General features: G+C 69.2%; 12 protein-coding genes. 8 read left to right on the top strand and 4 right to left on the bottom strand.

Annotated features, from left to right (window positions below):
- Window positions 1-56 precede the first annotated feature (56 nt).
- From hutH to ACH413_RS42625, 6 genes are all read left to right on the top strand, one after another.
- Window positions 57-1,562, top strand: a complete 1,506-nt coding sequence (gene hutH / locus ACH413_RS42600; protein ID WP_360047265.1) for a histidine ammonia-lyase — start codon at window positions 57-59, stop codon at window positions 1,560-1,562.
- Window positions 1,562-3,202, top strand: a complete 1,641-nt coding sequence (hutU, locus tag ACH413_RS42605; RefSeq protein ID WP_360047266.1) for a urocanate hydratase — start codon at window positions 1,562-1,564, stop codon at window positions 3,200-3,202. Before hutH ends, hutU begins: the two co-directional genes overlap by 1 nt.
- Window positions 3,202-4,371: an allantoate amidohydrolase gene (locus tag ACH413_RS42610; protein ID WP_360047267.1), complete on the top strand. Its 1,170-nt coding sequence runs from the start codon at window positions 3,202-3,204 to the stop codon at window positions 4,369-4,371. Before hutU ends, ACH413_RS42610 begins: the two co-directional genes overlap by 1 nt.
- Entirely contained in the window at window positions 4,368-5,642 is a 1,275-nt protein-coding gene (locus ACH413_RS42615) for a formimidoylglutamate deiminase (protein ID WP_360047268.1), read from the top strand. Before ACH413_RS42610 ends, ACH413_RS42615 begins: the two co-directional genes overlap by 4 nt.
- The gene (gene hutI, locus ACH413_RS42620) at window positions 5,639-6,772 is read left to right on the top strand and encodes an imidazolonepropionase (protein WP_360047269.1); all 1,134 of its coding nucleotides are present in this window, start codon (window positions 5,639-5,641) and stop codon (window positions 6,770-6,772) included. The genes ACH413_RS42615 and hutI overlap by 4 nt, the downstream gene beginning before the upstream one ends.
- Before the next feature lie 66 nt (window positions 6,773-6,838).
- Window positions 6,839-7,720 (top strand): hypothetical protein, encoded by an 882-nt coding sequence (locus ACH413_RS42625; protein ID WP_360047270.1) that lies wholly within the window; start codon window positions 6,839-6,841, stop codon window positions 7,718-7,720.
- A gap of 131 nt (window positions 7,721-7,851) precedes the next feature.
- Here the strand turns inward: ACH413_RS42625 and ACH413_RS42630 are convergent, their stop codons facing one another.
- Window positions 7,852-9,024, bottom strand: a complete 1,173-nt coding sequence (locus ACH413_RS42630) for a S8 family peptidase (RefSeq protein WP_360047271.1) — start codon at window positions 9,022-9,024, stop codon at window positions 7,852-7,854.
- A gap of 178 nt (window positions 9,025-9,202) precedes the next feature.
- Here ACH413_RS42630 and ACH413_RS42635 point away from each other — a divergent pair, with 178 nt between their 5' ends.
- A complete protein-coding gene (locus tag ACH413_RS42635; protein ID WP_360047272.1) occupies window positions 9,203-10,087 on the top strand; it encodes a hypothetical protein in 885 nt (294 codons plus the stop codon).
- Between the two features lie 52 nt (window positions 10,088-10,139).
- Window positions 10,140-11,132 carry an aldo/keto reductase gene (locus ACH413_RS42640; RefSeq protein WP_360047273.1) on the top strand — a complete coding sequence of 331 codons (993 nt, stop codon included), beginning with the start codon at window positions 10,140-10,142 and terminating at the stop codon, window positions 11,130-11,132.
- A gap of 18 nt (window positions 11,133-11,150) precedes the next feature.
- Here the strand turns inward: ACH413_RS42640 and ACH413_RS42645 are convergent, their stop codons facing one another.
- The 3 genes from ACH413_RS42645 to ACH413_RS42655 form a co-directional block, all read right to left on the bottom strand.
- Window positions 11,151-11,330 (bottom strand): DUF6104 family protein, encoded by a 180-nt coding sequence (locus tag ACH413_RS42645; protein ID WP_360047274.1) that lies wholly within the window; start codon window positions 11,328-11,330, stop codon window positions 11,151-11,153.
- Between the two features lie 79 nt (window positions 11,331-11,409).
- Complete coding sequence (locus ACH413_RS42650) at window positions 11,410-15,105, bottom strand: multifunctional oxoglutarate decarboxylase/oxoglutarate dehydrogenase thiamine pyrophosphate-binding subunit/dihydrolipoyllysine-residue succinyltransferase subunit (protein WP_360047275.1); 3,696 nt, start codon at window positions 15,103-15,105, stop codon at window positions 11,410-11,412.
- A 305-nt stretch (window positions 15,106-15,410) separates the two neighbouring features.
- Window positions 15,411-16,229, bottom strand: a complete 819-nt coding sequence (locus ACH413_RS42655; RefSeq protein WP_360047276.1) for a hypothetical protein — start codon at window positions 16,227-16,229, stop codon at window positions 15,411-15,413.
- Window positions 16,230-16,257 lie beyond the last annotated feature (28 nt).

Consider the following 16,257-nt stretch of genomic DNA (forward strand, 5'->3'; position numbering starts at 1 on the left):
ACACCATCGGGCGCTCCGGGGTCGCTGACTCGGCTCCGGAGCGCTGTGATGTCTCCATGCGACAACCGGTGGAGCTGGGTCCGAAGCCTCTGACCCTCGAGGACGTTCATGCCGTCGCCCGCGACGGCGCCCCGGTGGAGATCACCGCGGCGGCCCGTGAGGCGGTCACCGCCGCCCGTGGCCACATCGAACAGCTCGCCACGGCCGAACGCCCCACCTACGGCGTCTCGACCGGGTTCGGCGCGCTCGCCGTCCGGCACATCCCGCCGGACCGCCGTGCCCAGCTGCAGCGGTCGCTGATCCGCTCGCACGCAGCCGGTTCCGGTCCCGAGGTCGAACGCGAGGTCGTGCGGGCGTTGATGCTGCTGCGGCTGCGCACGCTCTCGACCGGCCACACCGGCGTCCGGCTGTCCACTGTGGACGCCATGGCCGGGATGCTGAACGCCGGCATCACCCCGATCGTGCACGAGTACGGCTCGTTGGGCTGCTCCGGCGACCTCGCGCCTCTCTCGGCCAACGCGCTCGCGTTGATGGGCGAGGGCATGGTCCGCAACTCCCGCGACGAGCTCGTGCCCGCCGCCGAGGCACTCGCCGAAGCGGGCATCGAACCGGTGCAACTGGCCGAGAAGGAAGGCCTCGCGCTGATCAACGGCACCGACGGCATGCTCGGCATGCTGTCGCTGGCGATCGCCGACTTCACCAGGTTGCTGGACATCGCGGACCTCACCGCCGCGATGAGCGTCGAGGCCCTGCTGGGCACCGACCGCGTCTTCGAGCCCGAACTGCACGCGCTGCGCCCGCACCCCGGTCAGAACGTCAGCGCCGCGCGGATGCTCGCGTTCCTGAAGAACTCCGAGATCGTCGCCTCGCACCGCGGCCCGGACTGCACCCGCGTGCAGGACGCGTACTCGCTGCGCTGCTCGCCGCAGGTGCACGGCGCGGCACGTGACACGGTCGCCTACGCGGCCACGGTGGCGGACCGCGAGCTGTCGTCGGTGATCGACAACCCCGTCGTGCTGGCGGACGGCCGCGTCGAGTCCAACGGCAACTTCCACGGCGCCCCGGTCGCTTACGTGCTGGACTTCCTGGCCATCCCGCTCGCGGACGTCGCCTCGATCGCCGAGCGCCGCACCGACCGGATGCTCGACGTGTCGCGGTCGCACGGCCTGCCGCCGTTCCTCGCCGACGACCCCGGCGTCGACTCCGGCCACATGATCGCCCAGTACACGCAGGCGGCGATCGTGTCCGAGCTCAAGCGCCTCGCCGTGCCGGCGTCGGTCGACTCGATCCCGTCCTCCGCGATGCAGGAGGACCACGTGTCGATGGGCTGGTCCGCTGCTCGCAAGCTGCGCAAGGCCGTCGACGGTCTCACGACCGTGCTGGCCATCGAACTGCTCACCGCCGCACGGGCTCTCGACCTGCGCGCGCCCCTCAAGCCCGCCCCCGCGACGGCCGCCGCCGTGGCGAAGTTGCGCGAGACCGTCCTGGGTCCTGGTCCCGACCGCCACCTCGCCCCCGAGATCGCCGCCGCCGAGGCCCTGATTCGAAGTGGAGCCCTGTAATGGTTGTTCGCGCTGACCGCGGCACCGAGCTGACCGCGAAGAACTGGTCCACCGAGGCCGCGCTGCGGATGTTCCACAACAACCTCGACCCGGACGTCGCCGAGCGTCCCGAGGACCTCGTCGTCTACGGCGGCACGGGCAAGGCCGCGCGCGACTGGCCGTCGTTCGACGCGATCACCCGCGAGCTCAAGAACCTGGAAGCCGACGAGACCCTGCTCGTGCAGTCGGGCCGCCCGGTCGGTGTCATGCGCACGAACGAGTGGGCGCCGCGCGTGCTCATCGCGAACTCGAACCTCGTGCCGGACTGGGCGAACTGGCCGGAGTTCCGTCGCCTGGAGGCCGAGGGCCTCACGATGTACGGGCAGATGACCGCCGGTTCGTGGATCTACATCGGCACCCAGGGCATCCTGCAGGGCACGTTCGAGACGTTCGCCGCCGTCGCCACCAAGCGCTTCAACGGCACGCTGCGTGGCACGCTCACGGTCACCGCGGGCCTCGGCGGCATGGGTGGCGCGCAGCCGCTCGCCGTGACGATGAACGAGGGCGTCGCGCTCTGCATCGAGGTCGACCCGCACCGCGCCCAGCGCCGCCTGGAGACCCGCTACCTCGACGAGGTGGCCGCGGACCTGGACTCGGCGATCGAGCGCGTGCTGGCCGCGAAGGCCGCCGGTGAGGCCGTTTCCGTTGGTGTCGTGGGCAACGCGGCGGAGATCCTGCCCGAGCTGCTGCGCCGCGAGGTCGCTATCGACATCGTCACGGACCAGACTTCGGCGCACGACCCGTTGGCCTACCTGCCTGTCGGTGTCTCGCTGGAGGAGTGGCAGGACTACGCCGCCGCGAAGCCGGAGGAGTTCACCGAGCGCGCCCGCAAGTCCATGGCCGCGCACGTCGAGGCCATGGTCGGGTTCATGGACCGCGGCGCCGAGGTGTTCGACTACGGCAACTCGATCCGCGGTGAGGCGCAGCTCGGCGGCTACGAGCGCGCGTTCGCGTTCCCCGGCTTCGTGCCCGCCTACATCCGCCCGTTGTTCTGCGAGGGCAAGGGCCCGTTCCGCTGGGCGGCGCTGTCCGGCGACCCGGCCGACATCGCCAAGACCGACGCCGCGATCCTCGAGCTGTTCCCGGAGAACGAGCAGCTGCACCGGTGGATCAAGATGGCGGGGGAGCGCGTCGAGTTCCAGGGCCTGCCCGCCCGCATCTGCTGGCTCGGCTACGGCGAACGGCACCTCGCGGGCCTCAAGTTCAACGAGATGGTGGCGTCCGGCGAGCTGTCCGCGCCGATCGTCATCGGCCGCGACCACCTCGACTGCGGCTCGGTGGCCTCCCCGTACCGCGAGACCGAGGCGATGGCCGACGGTTCCGACGCGATCGCGGACTGGCCACTGCTCAACGCCCTGGTCAACACGGCCTCCGGCGCCACCTGGGTGTCGATCCACCACGGCGGCGGCGTCGGCATCGGCCGCTCGATCCACGCCGGTCAGGTGACGGTCGCGGACGGCACTCCGTTGGCGGCGCAGAAGATCGAGCGCGTGCTGACCAACGACCCCGGCATGGGCGTCATCCGGCACGTGGACGCAGGCTACGACGAGGCCAAGACCGTGGCAGCGGACAAGGGTGTCCACATCCCGATGGAGGGCTGATGCTCGACCAGATCGCGGACGTCGGCAAGGACCTGAAGCGCGGCGGTTACTCGCGCCACGGTTACAACAAGCCTGAACTCGAGCTGCGGCACTGGTTCGTCGAGCAGGCGGTCCGGCGCGGTCTCAACGTGGAGACCGACCAGAACGGCAACCTCTGGGCGTGGTGGGGCGAGCGCGGCGACAACGCGCTCATCACCGGCAGCCACCTGGACTCGGTGCCCGGTGGCGGCGCGTTCGACGGTCCGCTGGGGGTGACGTCGGCTCTGGAGGCCGTGGATCTCCTGCAGGCCAAGGGGTTCACGCCCGCGCGGCCGTTCGCGATCACGGTCTTCGCCGAGGAGGAGGGCGGCCGGTTCGGCGTCGCGTGCCTCGGTTCGCGGTTGCTGACCGGTGCCATCTCGCCGGAGAAGGCGTTGGCGCTCAAGGATCCCGACGGCATCACGCTGGCCGAGGCCATGAAGGCCGCGGGGTACGACCCCGAACTGGCCGGCCGCGATGAACGGGCGCTCAAGCGCATCGGGCAGTTCGTCGAGCTGCACGTCGAACAGGGTCGTGGCCTCACGGTTCCGGTCGGTGTGGCGAGCAGCATCCTCGCGCACGGCCGGTGGCGCTTCACGTTCTCCGGCGAGGGCAACCACGCCGGCGCGACGTTGATCGAAGATCGCCGCGACCCGATGCTTCCGGCGTCCCAGCTCGTCCTCGCCGCCAGGAAGGCGGCCAGGGGTGGCGGGCGTGCCACCGTGGGAAGGCTCGTCCCCAACCCCGGTGGCACCAACGTCATCGCGTCCACCGTGGACGTCTGGCTGGACGCGCGGGACAGCGACGACGCGCGCACCCGTGCGATGGTCGCGGAGATCTCCGAGGCGGCTCACCAGGCCGCCAAGGAGGAAGGCTGCGAGTTGAGGATCACCGAGGAGTCGTACGGCGACACGGTGTACTTCGACTCCGCGTTGCGGGACGACATCGCGGGGGCGCTCGGTGGCGTTCCGGCGCTGCCGACCGGTGCCGGCCACGACGCGGGCATCCTCGCCGAGCACGTGCCGACCGCGATGTTGTTCGTGCGCAACCCGACCGGCGTCAGCCACGCGCCGGAGGAGTTCGCCGAGCAGGCCGACGTCGACGAGGGCGTCAAGGCGCTGGCCGCGACCATCGAACACCTCGGCTCATGAACTTCTGGTGCGAGCGGGCCTGGTTGCCCACCGGGCTCGCCGACCGCGTGCTGGTCAGGGTCGAGAACGGCGTGATCGCAAATGTGTCCACAGTGGACACGATTCCGCTGGGCGTTCGCCGCCTGCACGGCGTTGTCGTGCCGGGCTTCGCGAACGCCCATTCGCACGCGTTCCACCGGGCTCTCCGCGGCCGCACGCACGACGGCGGCGGCACGTTCTGGACGTGGCGCGAAGGCATGTACGCGCTTGCCTCCAAGCTGACCCCGCAGTCCTACTACCGCCTGGCTCGCGCGGTCTACGGCGAGATGGCGCTCGCGGGTGTGTCGGCGGTGGGCGAGTTCCACTACGTCCACGACAGGTCGAACGAGTTCGGGTACGCGTTGCGGGAAGCGGCTTCCGACGCCGGGATCCGGCTGACGTTGCTCGACACCTGTTACCTCGCGGGTGGCATCGACCAGCCCGTCAACGAGGTGCAGCAGCGCTTCTCCGACGGCACCGCCGAGGCGTGGGCGTCCAGGGTCGGCGAGCTGAAGTCGGACGACGTGATGCGCGTCGGTGCGGCGATCCACTCGGTCCGTGCGGTCCCGCGAGCCGAGCTTTCCGTGGTGGCGCAGGCCTTTCCGGACGCACCGCTGCACGTCCACCTCTCCGAGCAGCCCGCCGAGAACGAGGCCTGCCTCGCCGCCTACGGCCTCACGCCGACCGGGCTCCTGCACGAGGCCGGCGCGTTGTCGCCACGAACGACCGCCGTGCACGCCACGCACCTGACGGCCGAGGACATCGCGCTGCTGGGCGGTTCCGGCACCGGCGCGTGCTTCTGCCCGACGACCGAGGCGGACCTGGCCGACGGCATCGGCCCTGCCCGCGAACTGGCCGACGCGGGCAGCCCGTTGTCGCTGGGCAGCGACCAGCACGCGGTGATCGACCCGCTGCTGGAAACCAGGGCCCTGGAACACAACGAACGCCTCCGCACCGGTCAGCGAGGCCGTTTCTCGCCGGCCGAACTGCTCGACGCCGCCACCCGCCACTCCGCGCTCGGCTGGGACGGTGGACGCATCGAGGTCGGCGCGCCCTGCGACCTCGTGGCGATCAGCTGCTCGACGCCGCGCACCGCGGGTTCGTTGCCGCAGCAGGTTCTCCTGTCCGCGACGGCGTCCGATGTGGACACCGTGGTCGTCGGCGGCCGCGTGGTCGCCGCAGGTGGCGTGCACGAGACTCTGGGAGACGTCGGCAGGCTGCTGACGGACGCGATCGAGGAGCTGTGGGCATGAGCGTGCTGATCACCGGCATCGGTGAGCTGACCACGAACACCGAGGTCAGCGGCGACGCGCTGGTCGTCGACGGCGCGGAGATCGCCTGGGTCGGCAACGCGGGCGACGCCCCCGCAGCCGACGAAAGGGTCGACGTCGAGGGCCGCGCGGTGCTGCCGGGCTGGGTCGACAGCCACACCCACCTGGTCTTCGCGGGCGACCGCACCGCAGAGTTCGGCGCGCGCATGGCCGGCAAGCCGTACACCGCGGGCGGCATCGCCGTCACCGTCAACGCGACCCGTGCCGCGACCGACGAGGAGCTGGCCGCGGTGGTGCGCAAGCACATCGCCGAGGCTTTGCGTCAGGGCACGACGTTCGTCGAGACCAAGACCGGCTACGGCCTCAACGTGGCCGACGAGGTGCGGTCGGCGCGCATCGCCGCCGAGCACGCCGACGAGGTCACGTTCCTCGGCGCCCACCTGGTGCCGCCCGGCGAGGACGCGGACGAGTACGTCGAGCTGGTCCGCGGCGAGATGCTCGACGCCGTCGCACCCCTCGTGCGCTGGGCGGACGTGTTCTGCGAGAAGGGCGCCTTCGACTACGACCAGTCGAAGGCGGTGCTCGTCGCGGCCCAGGAGAAGGGCCTGGGCCTGCGGGTTCACGGCAACCAGCTCGGCGAGGGCCCCGGCGTGCGGCTGGCCGTGGAACTCGGTGCCGCCTCGGTGGACCACTGCACGTACCTGTCGGCAGCCGACGTCGACGCGCTGGCGTCGTCGGACACCGTCGCCACGCTGCTCCCGGCGTGCGACCTGTCGACCCGCCAGTCGCTGCCGCCCGCCCGCGCCCTGCTGGACGCCGGTGCGACGGTCGCGCTCGCCAGCAACTGCAATCCCGGCTCGTCGTACACGTCGTCGATGGCGTTCTGCGTGACGACAGCGGTCCTGCAGATGCGGATGAGCGTCGAGGAAGCGGTCTGGGCGGCGACGGCGGGAGGCGCGCAGGCGTTGCGCCGGGACGACGTCGGGGTCATCAGGCCTGGTGCGCGGGCTGATCTCCACGTGCTGGACGCGCCCTCGATCACGCATCTGGCGTACCGCCCAGGCGTCCCGTTGACGCACTCAGTGTGGCGTCGGGGCGTACGAGCCATTTGAGACCGGCGTCTCATTACCCTCCGTGTGGGCCTATTGGCGGAAGGTGCGGGGCCGTACGGTGTCCTCGTGGTGGATTTCGCGGAGGCCCTGACGAAAGCCGTCGACAACAGCGGCCTCAGTCTCGAACGCATCCAGCACCACCTCGCCGCGCGCGGCATGCAGGTGAGCATCTCTACCCTGAGCTACTGGCGCCGCGGCCGCAGCCGGCCGGAACGTCCCGAGTCGCTGAAGGTCGTCGCGGCGCTGGAGGAACTCCTCGACCTCGGCGAGGGCTTCCTCACCGACCGGCTGGGCGACAAGCGGCCGCGCGGGCGCTGGGTGGACCAGTCACTGTCCCTTGAGGACATGTGGGACTCGCGGGCCACCGACCTCGGTGAGGTCATGTCGCGGATCGACCGGCTGCAGCCGACGGCGACGACCTACCTGAGCGTGCAGGACCGGCAGGTGATCGGGCCGGACCGCCGTGAGGTCTCGAACCACTGCACCGGCGTGGTCCAGGCGCTGGAGGACGGCGTCGACAGGTTCCTCGCGATCCAGCTGGCCGATGCCACGGACCTCGGCGTGCCGTCGATCGAGGCGGGACCGCCGTGCCGGCTGGGGAGGGTGCGCAGCGAGGACTCCACCGGGTTCCTCGTCGCGGAGATCCTCTTCGACCGGATGCTCAGGGCGGGCGAGACGGCCCTTGTCGACTACACGGTCCGGATGAGACCCGGCGCGGACAGCGAGGTCTGCGACCGGCGGTTCCTGCGTCCGGTGAACGAGTACACGCTGCAGATCGACTTCCACCCGGACGCGGTGCCGGCGCGCTGCTTCCAGTTCGCCAGGCCTTCGCTGCACGAGCCGGAGACCGCTCTGAACGACCTGTGGATCGGGACGACGGCATCGACGCACATCCACGTGCGGAACTCGAAGCCCGGAATCTATGGAGTGCGGTGGGAGTGGGAGTAGCCGCTACTCCCACTCCCACCGCAAGCGCCCCCCAGTTGAGATGATGCTTCGGCCGAGCCGCATTCGGCCGTGGGCATCGAGGGCGCCCAGGATGGCCGTCGCCGCCGCAGGGAGGCGACGACGGCAGGTACCTAGACCTTCAGCAACAGGTTCGGGGAACCCGTCTTGATGTCGGTCAGCTTGTTCGGCGTCGCCGCTCCGACCAGGGCGTTGCGCACCTGGGCGGGCGTCGCGGACGGGTTCGCGCTCAGGTAGAGCGCCGCCGCTCCGGCGACGTGCGGGGAGGCCATCGACGTGCCGCCCATGGACCGCGTGCCGGTGTCGTTGCTGTGGGATGCACTCACGATGTCGCTGCCCGGTGCCCAGATGTCGAGGCACTTGCCGTAGTTCGACGAGCCGGCGCTCCAGATCGAACGCTTGTCCGCGCGGTCCGACGCTCCGACCGTGATCGCCTCCGGCGTGCGGGCCGGGGTGAAGTTGCACGAGTCCTGGCCGCTGTTGCCGCCCGCCAGCACGTAGGTGAAGCCCGCGCTGATCGAGCGCTTGACGGCGTTCTCCAGCGAGGCGTTCGTGCCACTGCCACCGAGGCTCATGTTGACGACGGCGGGCTTCTTGCCGTTGGCCGTCACCCAGTCGATGCCGCGGATGATGCCGTCCCACGCACCGCTGCCGTTGCAGTCGAGCACGCGGACGCCGACGAGCTTGGCCTTCTTCGCGACGCCGTAGGTCTTGCCCGCGACCGTGCCGGCGACGTGCGTGCCGTGGCCCTGGCAGTCCTGTGCGACGGCATCGTTGTCGATGAAGTCGTAACCGTCGGAAGCGCGGCCCTCGAATTCGGAATGCGTTTTCCTGATTCCGGTGTCAAGAACGTACGCCGTCACGTTCGACGCGGTGTTCGGGTACGTGTAGGACTGGTTGAGTGGCAGATTCGCCTGGTCGATCCTGTCCAGACCCCAGACCGGGTTCGACTGCGTGGCCTGGATCATGGCGAACGTGTTGCGCTCGACGAATTGCACGTCCGGGTCGGCCGCGAGCCTGCGTGCCTGTCGTTCGGACATTCCGGTGACCGAGAACCCGTTCAGCGCGGCGCTGTAGGTGTGCTTGACATTGCCCTGGTAGCGGGACGCCAACGCGCTGGCAGGGGTGCGCGCGCCGTCCTTCAGCACCACGATGTAGCTGCCCTCGACCGCCTGTGCGCCCGCACCGGGGAGCACTGCTTCTTCGGCGATCGCGGTAGGCGTCCACATCGCCGTGGAAGCGATGCCCAATGCCGCCGCGAAGGCGACGTGACGCCGAAGTGCCATGGGGTTCCTCCTGGCAGGGAATGAACTGGGGAACACCAAGAAACTAACGCGAGTTGTGCTTCGGATAACAGGTTCGAAACTTCAGTTCTCAATACTGTCAAAACTGTGGCGATACCGTTTTCAAGCACTCGCCGTGCTTGGGCGGGCCGGATTTGATCACTGGCCGTAGTATTCGGAGGTGGCGGAATTCGGTGACGCTCTGACGCGGGCCGTGGAGGCGAGCGGCCTCAGCCTGGAGCGGATCCAGCGCCACCTGGAGTCACGCGGCGTCCAGGTGAGCCTGTCGACGCTCTCGTACTGGCGGCGGGGCCGCAGTCGCCCGGAACGCCCGGAGTCGTTGCACGCCGTCGCAGTGCTCGAAGAGGTCCTGCGGCTGGAGCCCGGCACGCTGACCGGGCAACTCGGCGACCGGCGCCCGCGCGGCCGGTGGACCGAGCGCGTCGCCGCCCTGGAGGGGATCTGGCAGGAGGCCGCCCTCGACCTGGGCCGCGCCATCGCCCGCGTCGACCACCTCACCGCCGCACCGGCGAAGTACCTCGTCGTGCGGGACCTGACGGTGATCGGCGCGGACCGGCGTGAGGTCGAGATGCGGTCCAGCGCGGTGATCGAGGCGTTCGAGGACGGCGTCGACCGGATCCTCGTCTCGAAGACCGCCGACGACACCGACCACTCACCGGGCGAGATCATCGCGTCGAAGTCGTGCCGCATCGGCCGCGTGCGCCGCGACGAGGTGAACAAGCTGGTCGTCGCCGAGGTCATCCTCGACCGCGTGCTGCGGTCGGGCGACACCGCTCTCGTGGACCTGCGGATGACCGCGGACCCCGGTGCGGACAGCGTCTCGGCGGACCGCACGTTCGTCCGCGCACTGCGCGAGTACGTGCTGGAGGTCGAGTTCCACCCGGACGCGGTTCCCGTGCGGTGCAACAGCTTCTACCGAACCGAGCCGGGCGCGCCGGACGTGGACACCGGCGAACTCTGGATCGGCACCACCGCCTCCGCGCACATCGTGGTGCACGAGGCCCAGGCCGGTTACGTCCACGGCATCAAGTGGGAATGGGAGTAGCTGGAGCAACTCCACGTGGCACACGGGCTGTTCGCGAGGCAGGGTAAGAGCCATGGAGTACACGAACCTCGGTCGCAGCGGCCTGTCCGTCTCCCGCCTGTGCCTCGGCACGATGAACTTCGGTCCCGAGACCTCCGAGGCCGACAGCCACGCGATCATGGATCGCGCCCACGAGCACGGCCTGAACTTCTTCGACACGGCCAACGTCTACGGCTGGAAGAAGGGCGAGGGCGTCACCGAGAACATCATCGGCAACTGGTTCGCGAAGGGCGGCACCCGCCGCGAGCGAACCGTCATCGCCACCAAGCTCTACGGCAGCATGGGCGACTGGCCGAACGAGACCAAGCTGTCGGCGCTGAACATTCGCCGCGCCGCGGACGCGTCCCTGAAGCGCCTGCAGACCGACTACATCGACCTCTACCAGATGCACCACGTCGACCGCGAAACGCCGTGGGACGAGATCTGGGAAGCCTTCTCCGTGCTGCGCCAGCAGGGCAAGGTCATCTACTTCGGCTCGTCGAACTTCGCCGGCTGGCACATCGCCCAGGCACAGGAGGCCGCGCGCACCCGAGGCTTCCTCGGCCTGGTGTCCGAGCAGTCGATCTACAACCTGATGACGCGCTGGGTCGAGCTGGAGGTCCTGCCGGCCGCTCGGCACTACGGCCTCGGCGTGATCCCGTGGTCGCCGCTGCACGGCGGTCTGCTGGGCGGTGTGTTGCGCAAGCAGCGCGAGGGCGGCGCTTCCCGTTCTTCGTCCGGGCGTTCCGCGGACGCGTTGGAGAAGTACCGCGACACGATCGACGCCTACGAGAAGCTCTGCGCGGAGATCGGGGAGGACCCGGCCAACGTCGGTCTTGCCTGGCTGCTGCACCAGGACGGCGTGACCGCGCCGATCATCGGGCCGCGCACCGCCGAGCAGCTCGACAACTCGTTGCGTGCCGCGGAGTTGAAGCTGGACGCGGAGGTGTTGGGGAAGCTCGACGAGCTGTTCCCGGCGCCGGCGCCGAACGGGTCGAAGCCGGCCCCGGAGGCCTACGCCTGGTAGGTCGCTCGGATCAGCCGCTCAGTCCTCGAAGTCGTCGTCATCGCGCGCCAGGAACGTGGCGAAGCGCTCGATGGGCGTCTCGAAGTCCGGGTTGGCGTCGACGAACTCGCGGAGCTTGTCGGCGAGCCACGCGAAGGTGATCTCCTCCTCGCCGCGCCGCTTCTCCAGCTCTTCGATGCCGCGATCGGTGTGGTACATGGCAGAACTCCTGTGAGGGCTTAGAAAACGAGCCGCCGGACCCCAAAGGAATCCGGCGGCTCGTTCGTTCAGGACTGGCTTACTCGAACGCGCGGGTGATGATCTCGCGCTGCTCGACCTCGTGCACCTTGCTCGAACCGGCCGACGGGGCGGCCATCGGGCGGCGCGACACCCGGCGGATGACGCCGAGGTGCTCCGGCAGCAGTTCCGGCAGGGCCAGGCCGTAGAACGGCCAGGCACCCTGGTTCGCCGGCTCCTCCTGGACCCAGCGGACGTCCTTCGCGTTCGGGTAGCGCTCCAGGGTCTCGGTCAGCTTGCGGGCCGGGACCGGGTAGAGCTGCTCGACGCGCACGATCGCCACGTCGCCGCCGCCGCGCTTCTCGCGCTCGGCGTGCAGCTCGTAGGAGATCTTGCCGCTGCACAGCAGGACCTTCGTGACCGCGTTCGGGTCCTTGATCGTCGGGTCGTCCATCACCGAGTGGAAGCGGTCGTTGATGAACTCGTCCGTGCCGGACACCGCGGCCTTGAGGCGCAGCATCGACTTCGGCGTGAACACGATCAGCGGCCGGTCGACGCCGTCGAGGGCGTGGCGACGCAGCAGGTGGAAGTAGTTCGCCGGGGTCGACGGCACCGCGACGGTCATGGAGCCCTCGGCGCACAGCTGCAGCCAGCGCTCGATGCGGCCCGACGTGTGGTCGGGGCCCTGGCCCTCGTGGCCGTGCGGCAGCAGGATCACGACGTCGGAACGCTGACCCCACTTCGCCTCACCGGACGAGATGAACTCGTCGATGATCGGCTGGGCGCCGTTGACGAAGTCGCCGAACTGCGCCTCCCACAGCACCAGCGCCTGCGGGTTCGCCACCGAGTAGCCGTACTCGAAGCCGACGGCCGCGAACTCCGACAGCACCGAGTCGTAGACCATGAACTTGCCCTGGTCGTCCGACAGGTGCTGCAGCGGCGTGTACTCGTCGCCGCTCTTGCGGTCGATCAGGGTCGCGTGGCGCTGCACGAACGTGCCGCGGCGCGAGTCCTGGCCGGCCAGGCGGATGTTGCGGCCCTCGATCGCGAGCGAGCCGAACGCGAGCAGCTCCGCGAACGCCCAGTCGATGCCGCCTTCGCGCGCCATCTTCGCGCGGCGCTCGAGCACCGGCTTGACGCGGGCGTGCGGCGTGAAGCCCTCCGGCAGGTTCACGTGCGAGTCGGCGATGTGCTCCAGCGTCTCGCGGGAGATGCCCGTGGGCAGCTTCGCCGGGATCTGCTGCTCTGCCTCCACGGACGGGCTGACCGTCACGGGGTGCTTCTCGAGCTCGCGGACCTCGTTGAAGACGTGCTCCAGCTGGCTGGAGAAGTCCTGCAGCGCCTTCTCGGCCTCTTCGACCGTGATGTCGCCGCGGCCGATCAGGGACTCGGTGTAGGTCTTGCGCACCGAGCGCTTCTGGTCGATCACGTCGTACATCGCCGGCTGCGTCATCGAGGGGTCGTCGCCCTCGTTGTGGCCGCGGCGGCGGTAGCAGACCATGTCGATCACGACGTCCTTGGCGAACGCCTGGCGGTACTCGACGGCCAGCTTCGCGACCCAGTAGCAGGCCTCGGGGTCGTCGCCGTTCACGTGGAAGACCGGCGAGCCGATCATCTTCGCGACGTCGGTCGAGTACTTCGAGGACCGCGAGTTCTCCGGCGCGGTGGTGAAGCCGACCTGGTTGTTCACGACGATGTGGACCGTGCCACCGGTGCGGTAACCGCGGACCAGCGCCAGGTTCAGCGTCTCGGCCACGACACCCTGACCGGCGAACGCCGCGTCACCGTGCATGGCGACCGGCAGCACCGGGAAGAAGTCGCCGCCCTTGTCGAGCAGGTCCTGCTTGGCGCGCACGATGCCCTCGAGCACCGGGTCGACCGCTTCGAGGTGGGACGGGTTCGCCGTCAGCGACACCTTGGTCTCGCCGTCGCCGAACATGCGGAAGTACTTGCCCTCGGCACCGAGGTGGTACTTCACGTCGCCGGAGCCGTGCGCCTGACCGGGGTCGAGGTTGCCCTCGAACTCGCGGAAGATCTGCGAGATCGGCTTGCCGACGATGTTCGCGAGCACGTTCAGGCGGCCGCGGTGCGGCATGCCGATGACGACCTCGTCGAGCTCGTGTTCGGCGGCCTTGTCGAGCACCGCGTCGAGCAGCGGGATGACGGTCTCGCCGCCCTCCAGCGAGAAGCGCTTCTGGCCGACGTACTTCGTCTGCAGGAACGTCTCGAACGCCTCGGCGGCGTTCAGCTTGCTGAGGATGTACTTCTGCACGGTGGCCGGCGGCTTCTCGTGCGGAACCTCGACGCGCTCCTGGATCCAGCGGCGCTCTTCGGGCTCCAGGATGTGCATGTACTCGACGCCGACGGTGCGGCAGTACGAGTTGCGCAGCACACCGAGGATGTCGCGGAGCTTCATCCGCTCCTTGCCGGCGAAGCCGCCGACCGGGAACTCGCGGTCGAGGTCCCACAGCGTCAGGCCGTGGCTGAGCACGTCCAGGTCCGCGTGGGAGCGCTGGCGGTAGTTCAGCGGGTCCGTGTCGGCCATCAGGTGGCCGCGCGTGCGGAACGCGTCGATCAGCTCGATGACGCGCGCGGTCTTGTCGACTGCGCCCTCGGGGATGTCGGCGACCCAGCGGATCGGCTCGTAGGGCAGCCGCAGCGACGCGAAGATGTCGTCGTAGAAGCCGTCTTCGCCCAGCAGCAGCTGGTGCACGCGCTTGAGGAACTCGCCCGACTCCGCACCCTGGATGATGCGGTGGTCGTACGTGGAGGTCAGCGTGATGATCTTGCTGACGCCCATGTCGGTGAGGGCCTGCTCGCTGGTGCCCTGGAAGTGCGCGGGGTACTCCATGGCGCCGACGCCGATGATCGCGCCCTGACCGGCCTGCAGCCGCGGCACCGAGTGGTTCGTGCCGATCGTGCCGGGGTTGGTCAGCGAGATCGTGGTGCCGGAGAAGTCGTCCGCGGTCAGCGAGCCGCCGCGGGCCTTGCGGATCAGGTCCTCGTAGGCCTGCCAGAACTGCGTGAACGTCATGTTCTCGCAGCCCTTGACCGACGCGACGACCAGCGTGCGGCTGCCGTCCTTGGCCGGCAGGTCGATCGCCAGGCCGAAGTTGACGTGCTCCGGCGTGACGACGAACGGCTTGCCGTCGACCTCGGCGTAGTGCCGGTTCATGTTCGGGAACGCCTGCAGCGCCCGGACCACCGCGTAGCCGATGACGTGCGTGAAGGAGACCTTCCCGCCGCGCGTCCGCTTCAGGTGGTTGTTGATGACGATGCGGTTGTCGGCCAGCAGCTTCGCGGGCACGGCACGCACGCTGGTCGCGGTCGGAACGGTGAGCGACAGCTCCATGTTCTTCGCGATCGCGGCGGAGGCACCACGCAGCTGCTTCTGCTCGGGCTGCGTGCTCGGCTTGACCGGCGCGGCCTTCGCGGCCTGCTGCGGCGCGGGCTTGCCGGTCGACGGCAACGTGGCCGCCGGCTTCGGCTGCGACTGCGCGGCAGGCTTGGGTGCGGCGGCGGGCGCGGGCTTGCCGTTGTCGGCCGCCGGCGGCGTCACGGTCGCGGTCGTGGTGGCCGTGGAGCCACCCGCGCTGGCCGTGGCGGCGCTGCCGTTACCGCCTGCGCGCTTGTAGTCGGCAAAGAAGTCGTGCCACGCCGGGTCTACCGATGACGGGTCCGCGAGGAACTGCTCGTACATCTCCTCGACGAGCCATTCGTTCGGCCCGAACTGTGACGCAGGACTGCTGCTGGACACGGCTGTCGCTCGCCTCTATCCATCTCGCTCTTGGTGTTGACTCATGCGGTAGTCAGGTTAGTCCCCCTGGCACGGGCCTTCACACGCTGGAGGCACATGGCAAGGAGTGCTCTGTCACAGGATCGATCAGGACGGCCCTGGCGTCACCCGCAGTTGAGCAGTTCTTGATGTGCGTCTCACTACGCCTCCTCTCTTTCGAGCAATGCTCACTGAGCTGTTGGACGGGCATACGCACCGAGTGCGGTGATCAGTTCACGATAGGTACAAGGTGCTCGCTCTGCGGATTGATCTTGACCGCGATCTGTTCAGGTCAGTGAACGCCTGATCGAGGCCGTGAACGCCGCGGTGAAGGCGGCTCTGGTCTCGTCGGACGTTCGGTCCAGGGACAGGTACGGGTTCAGGTCTTCCAGTTCGACCAGCAGCAGGTCACCGTCCTGGGTCCGGCAGGCGTCGACGCGCTGGACGCCGTGGCCGAGGTCGTTCCAGTCGATGAATCGCTGCGCGAATTCCAGGTCTTCCGGTGTGGGCGCGTACCGGGTGAGTTCCCAGCGCTGGGCCGGGTCCGGCGCGTGCAGTGCGTACTGGAAGTCGTGGTCCACGAAGTAGAACGAAACCTCGTACCGAAAATCGATCTTGGGCTGGATGAGCAGGTCACCGGTTTTGCCGAGGACCTCGTCGCGACTGACGAATTCCAGACCGTGCGAGTCGGCGCCGGCTTTGGGCTTCACGACATAAGTGGCGGCCTCGGGGAGACGATCCAGCGCGTCCGGGTGGTCGATCGTGGGGATGACCGGGTAGCCCTGCTCGGTCAGGTCGACCAGGTACTGCTTGCCCGCCATGTCGGCCTTGCCGGTGAGCGGGTTGTAGACGCGCTTGCCGGTGGCTCGCGCCTGCTCTCGGAAGTGCTCGTAGGCGGGGAGGTAGTCGATCACCGGGCCGCTGTTGCGGACGACGACCGCGTCGAAGTTCGCCATCACGGCCGCGGCGTCTTCTGGGTGGCAGACGGCCACGTCGAAGTGCTGTCTGAGGTGCGAGGTCAGGTAGATGTCCTCGTCGCAGTAGCGGCGGCCTCTGGCGGGGTAGGCGAGGTTGGAGACGTAGAGGATCGAGGGGCGGGTGGGCATGGCTTGGGCTCCTTTGACCTCGCCGGCC

Origin of the sequence: Lentzea sp. NPDC020367 (assembly GCF_044387305.1) — a bacterium.
In the GTDB taxonomy this organism is placed as follows: Bacteria; Actinomycetota; Actinomycetes; order Mycobacteriales; family Pseudonocardiaceae; genus Lentzea.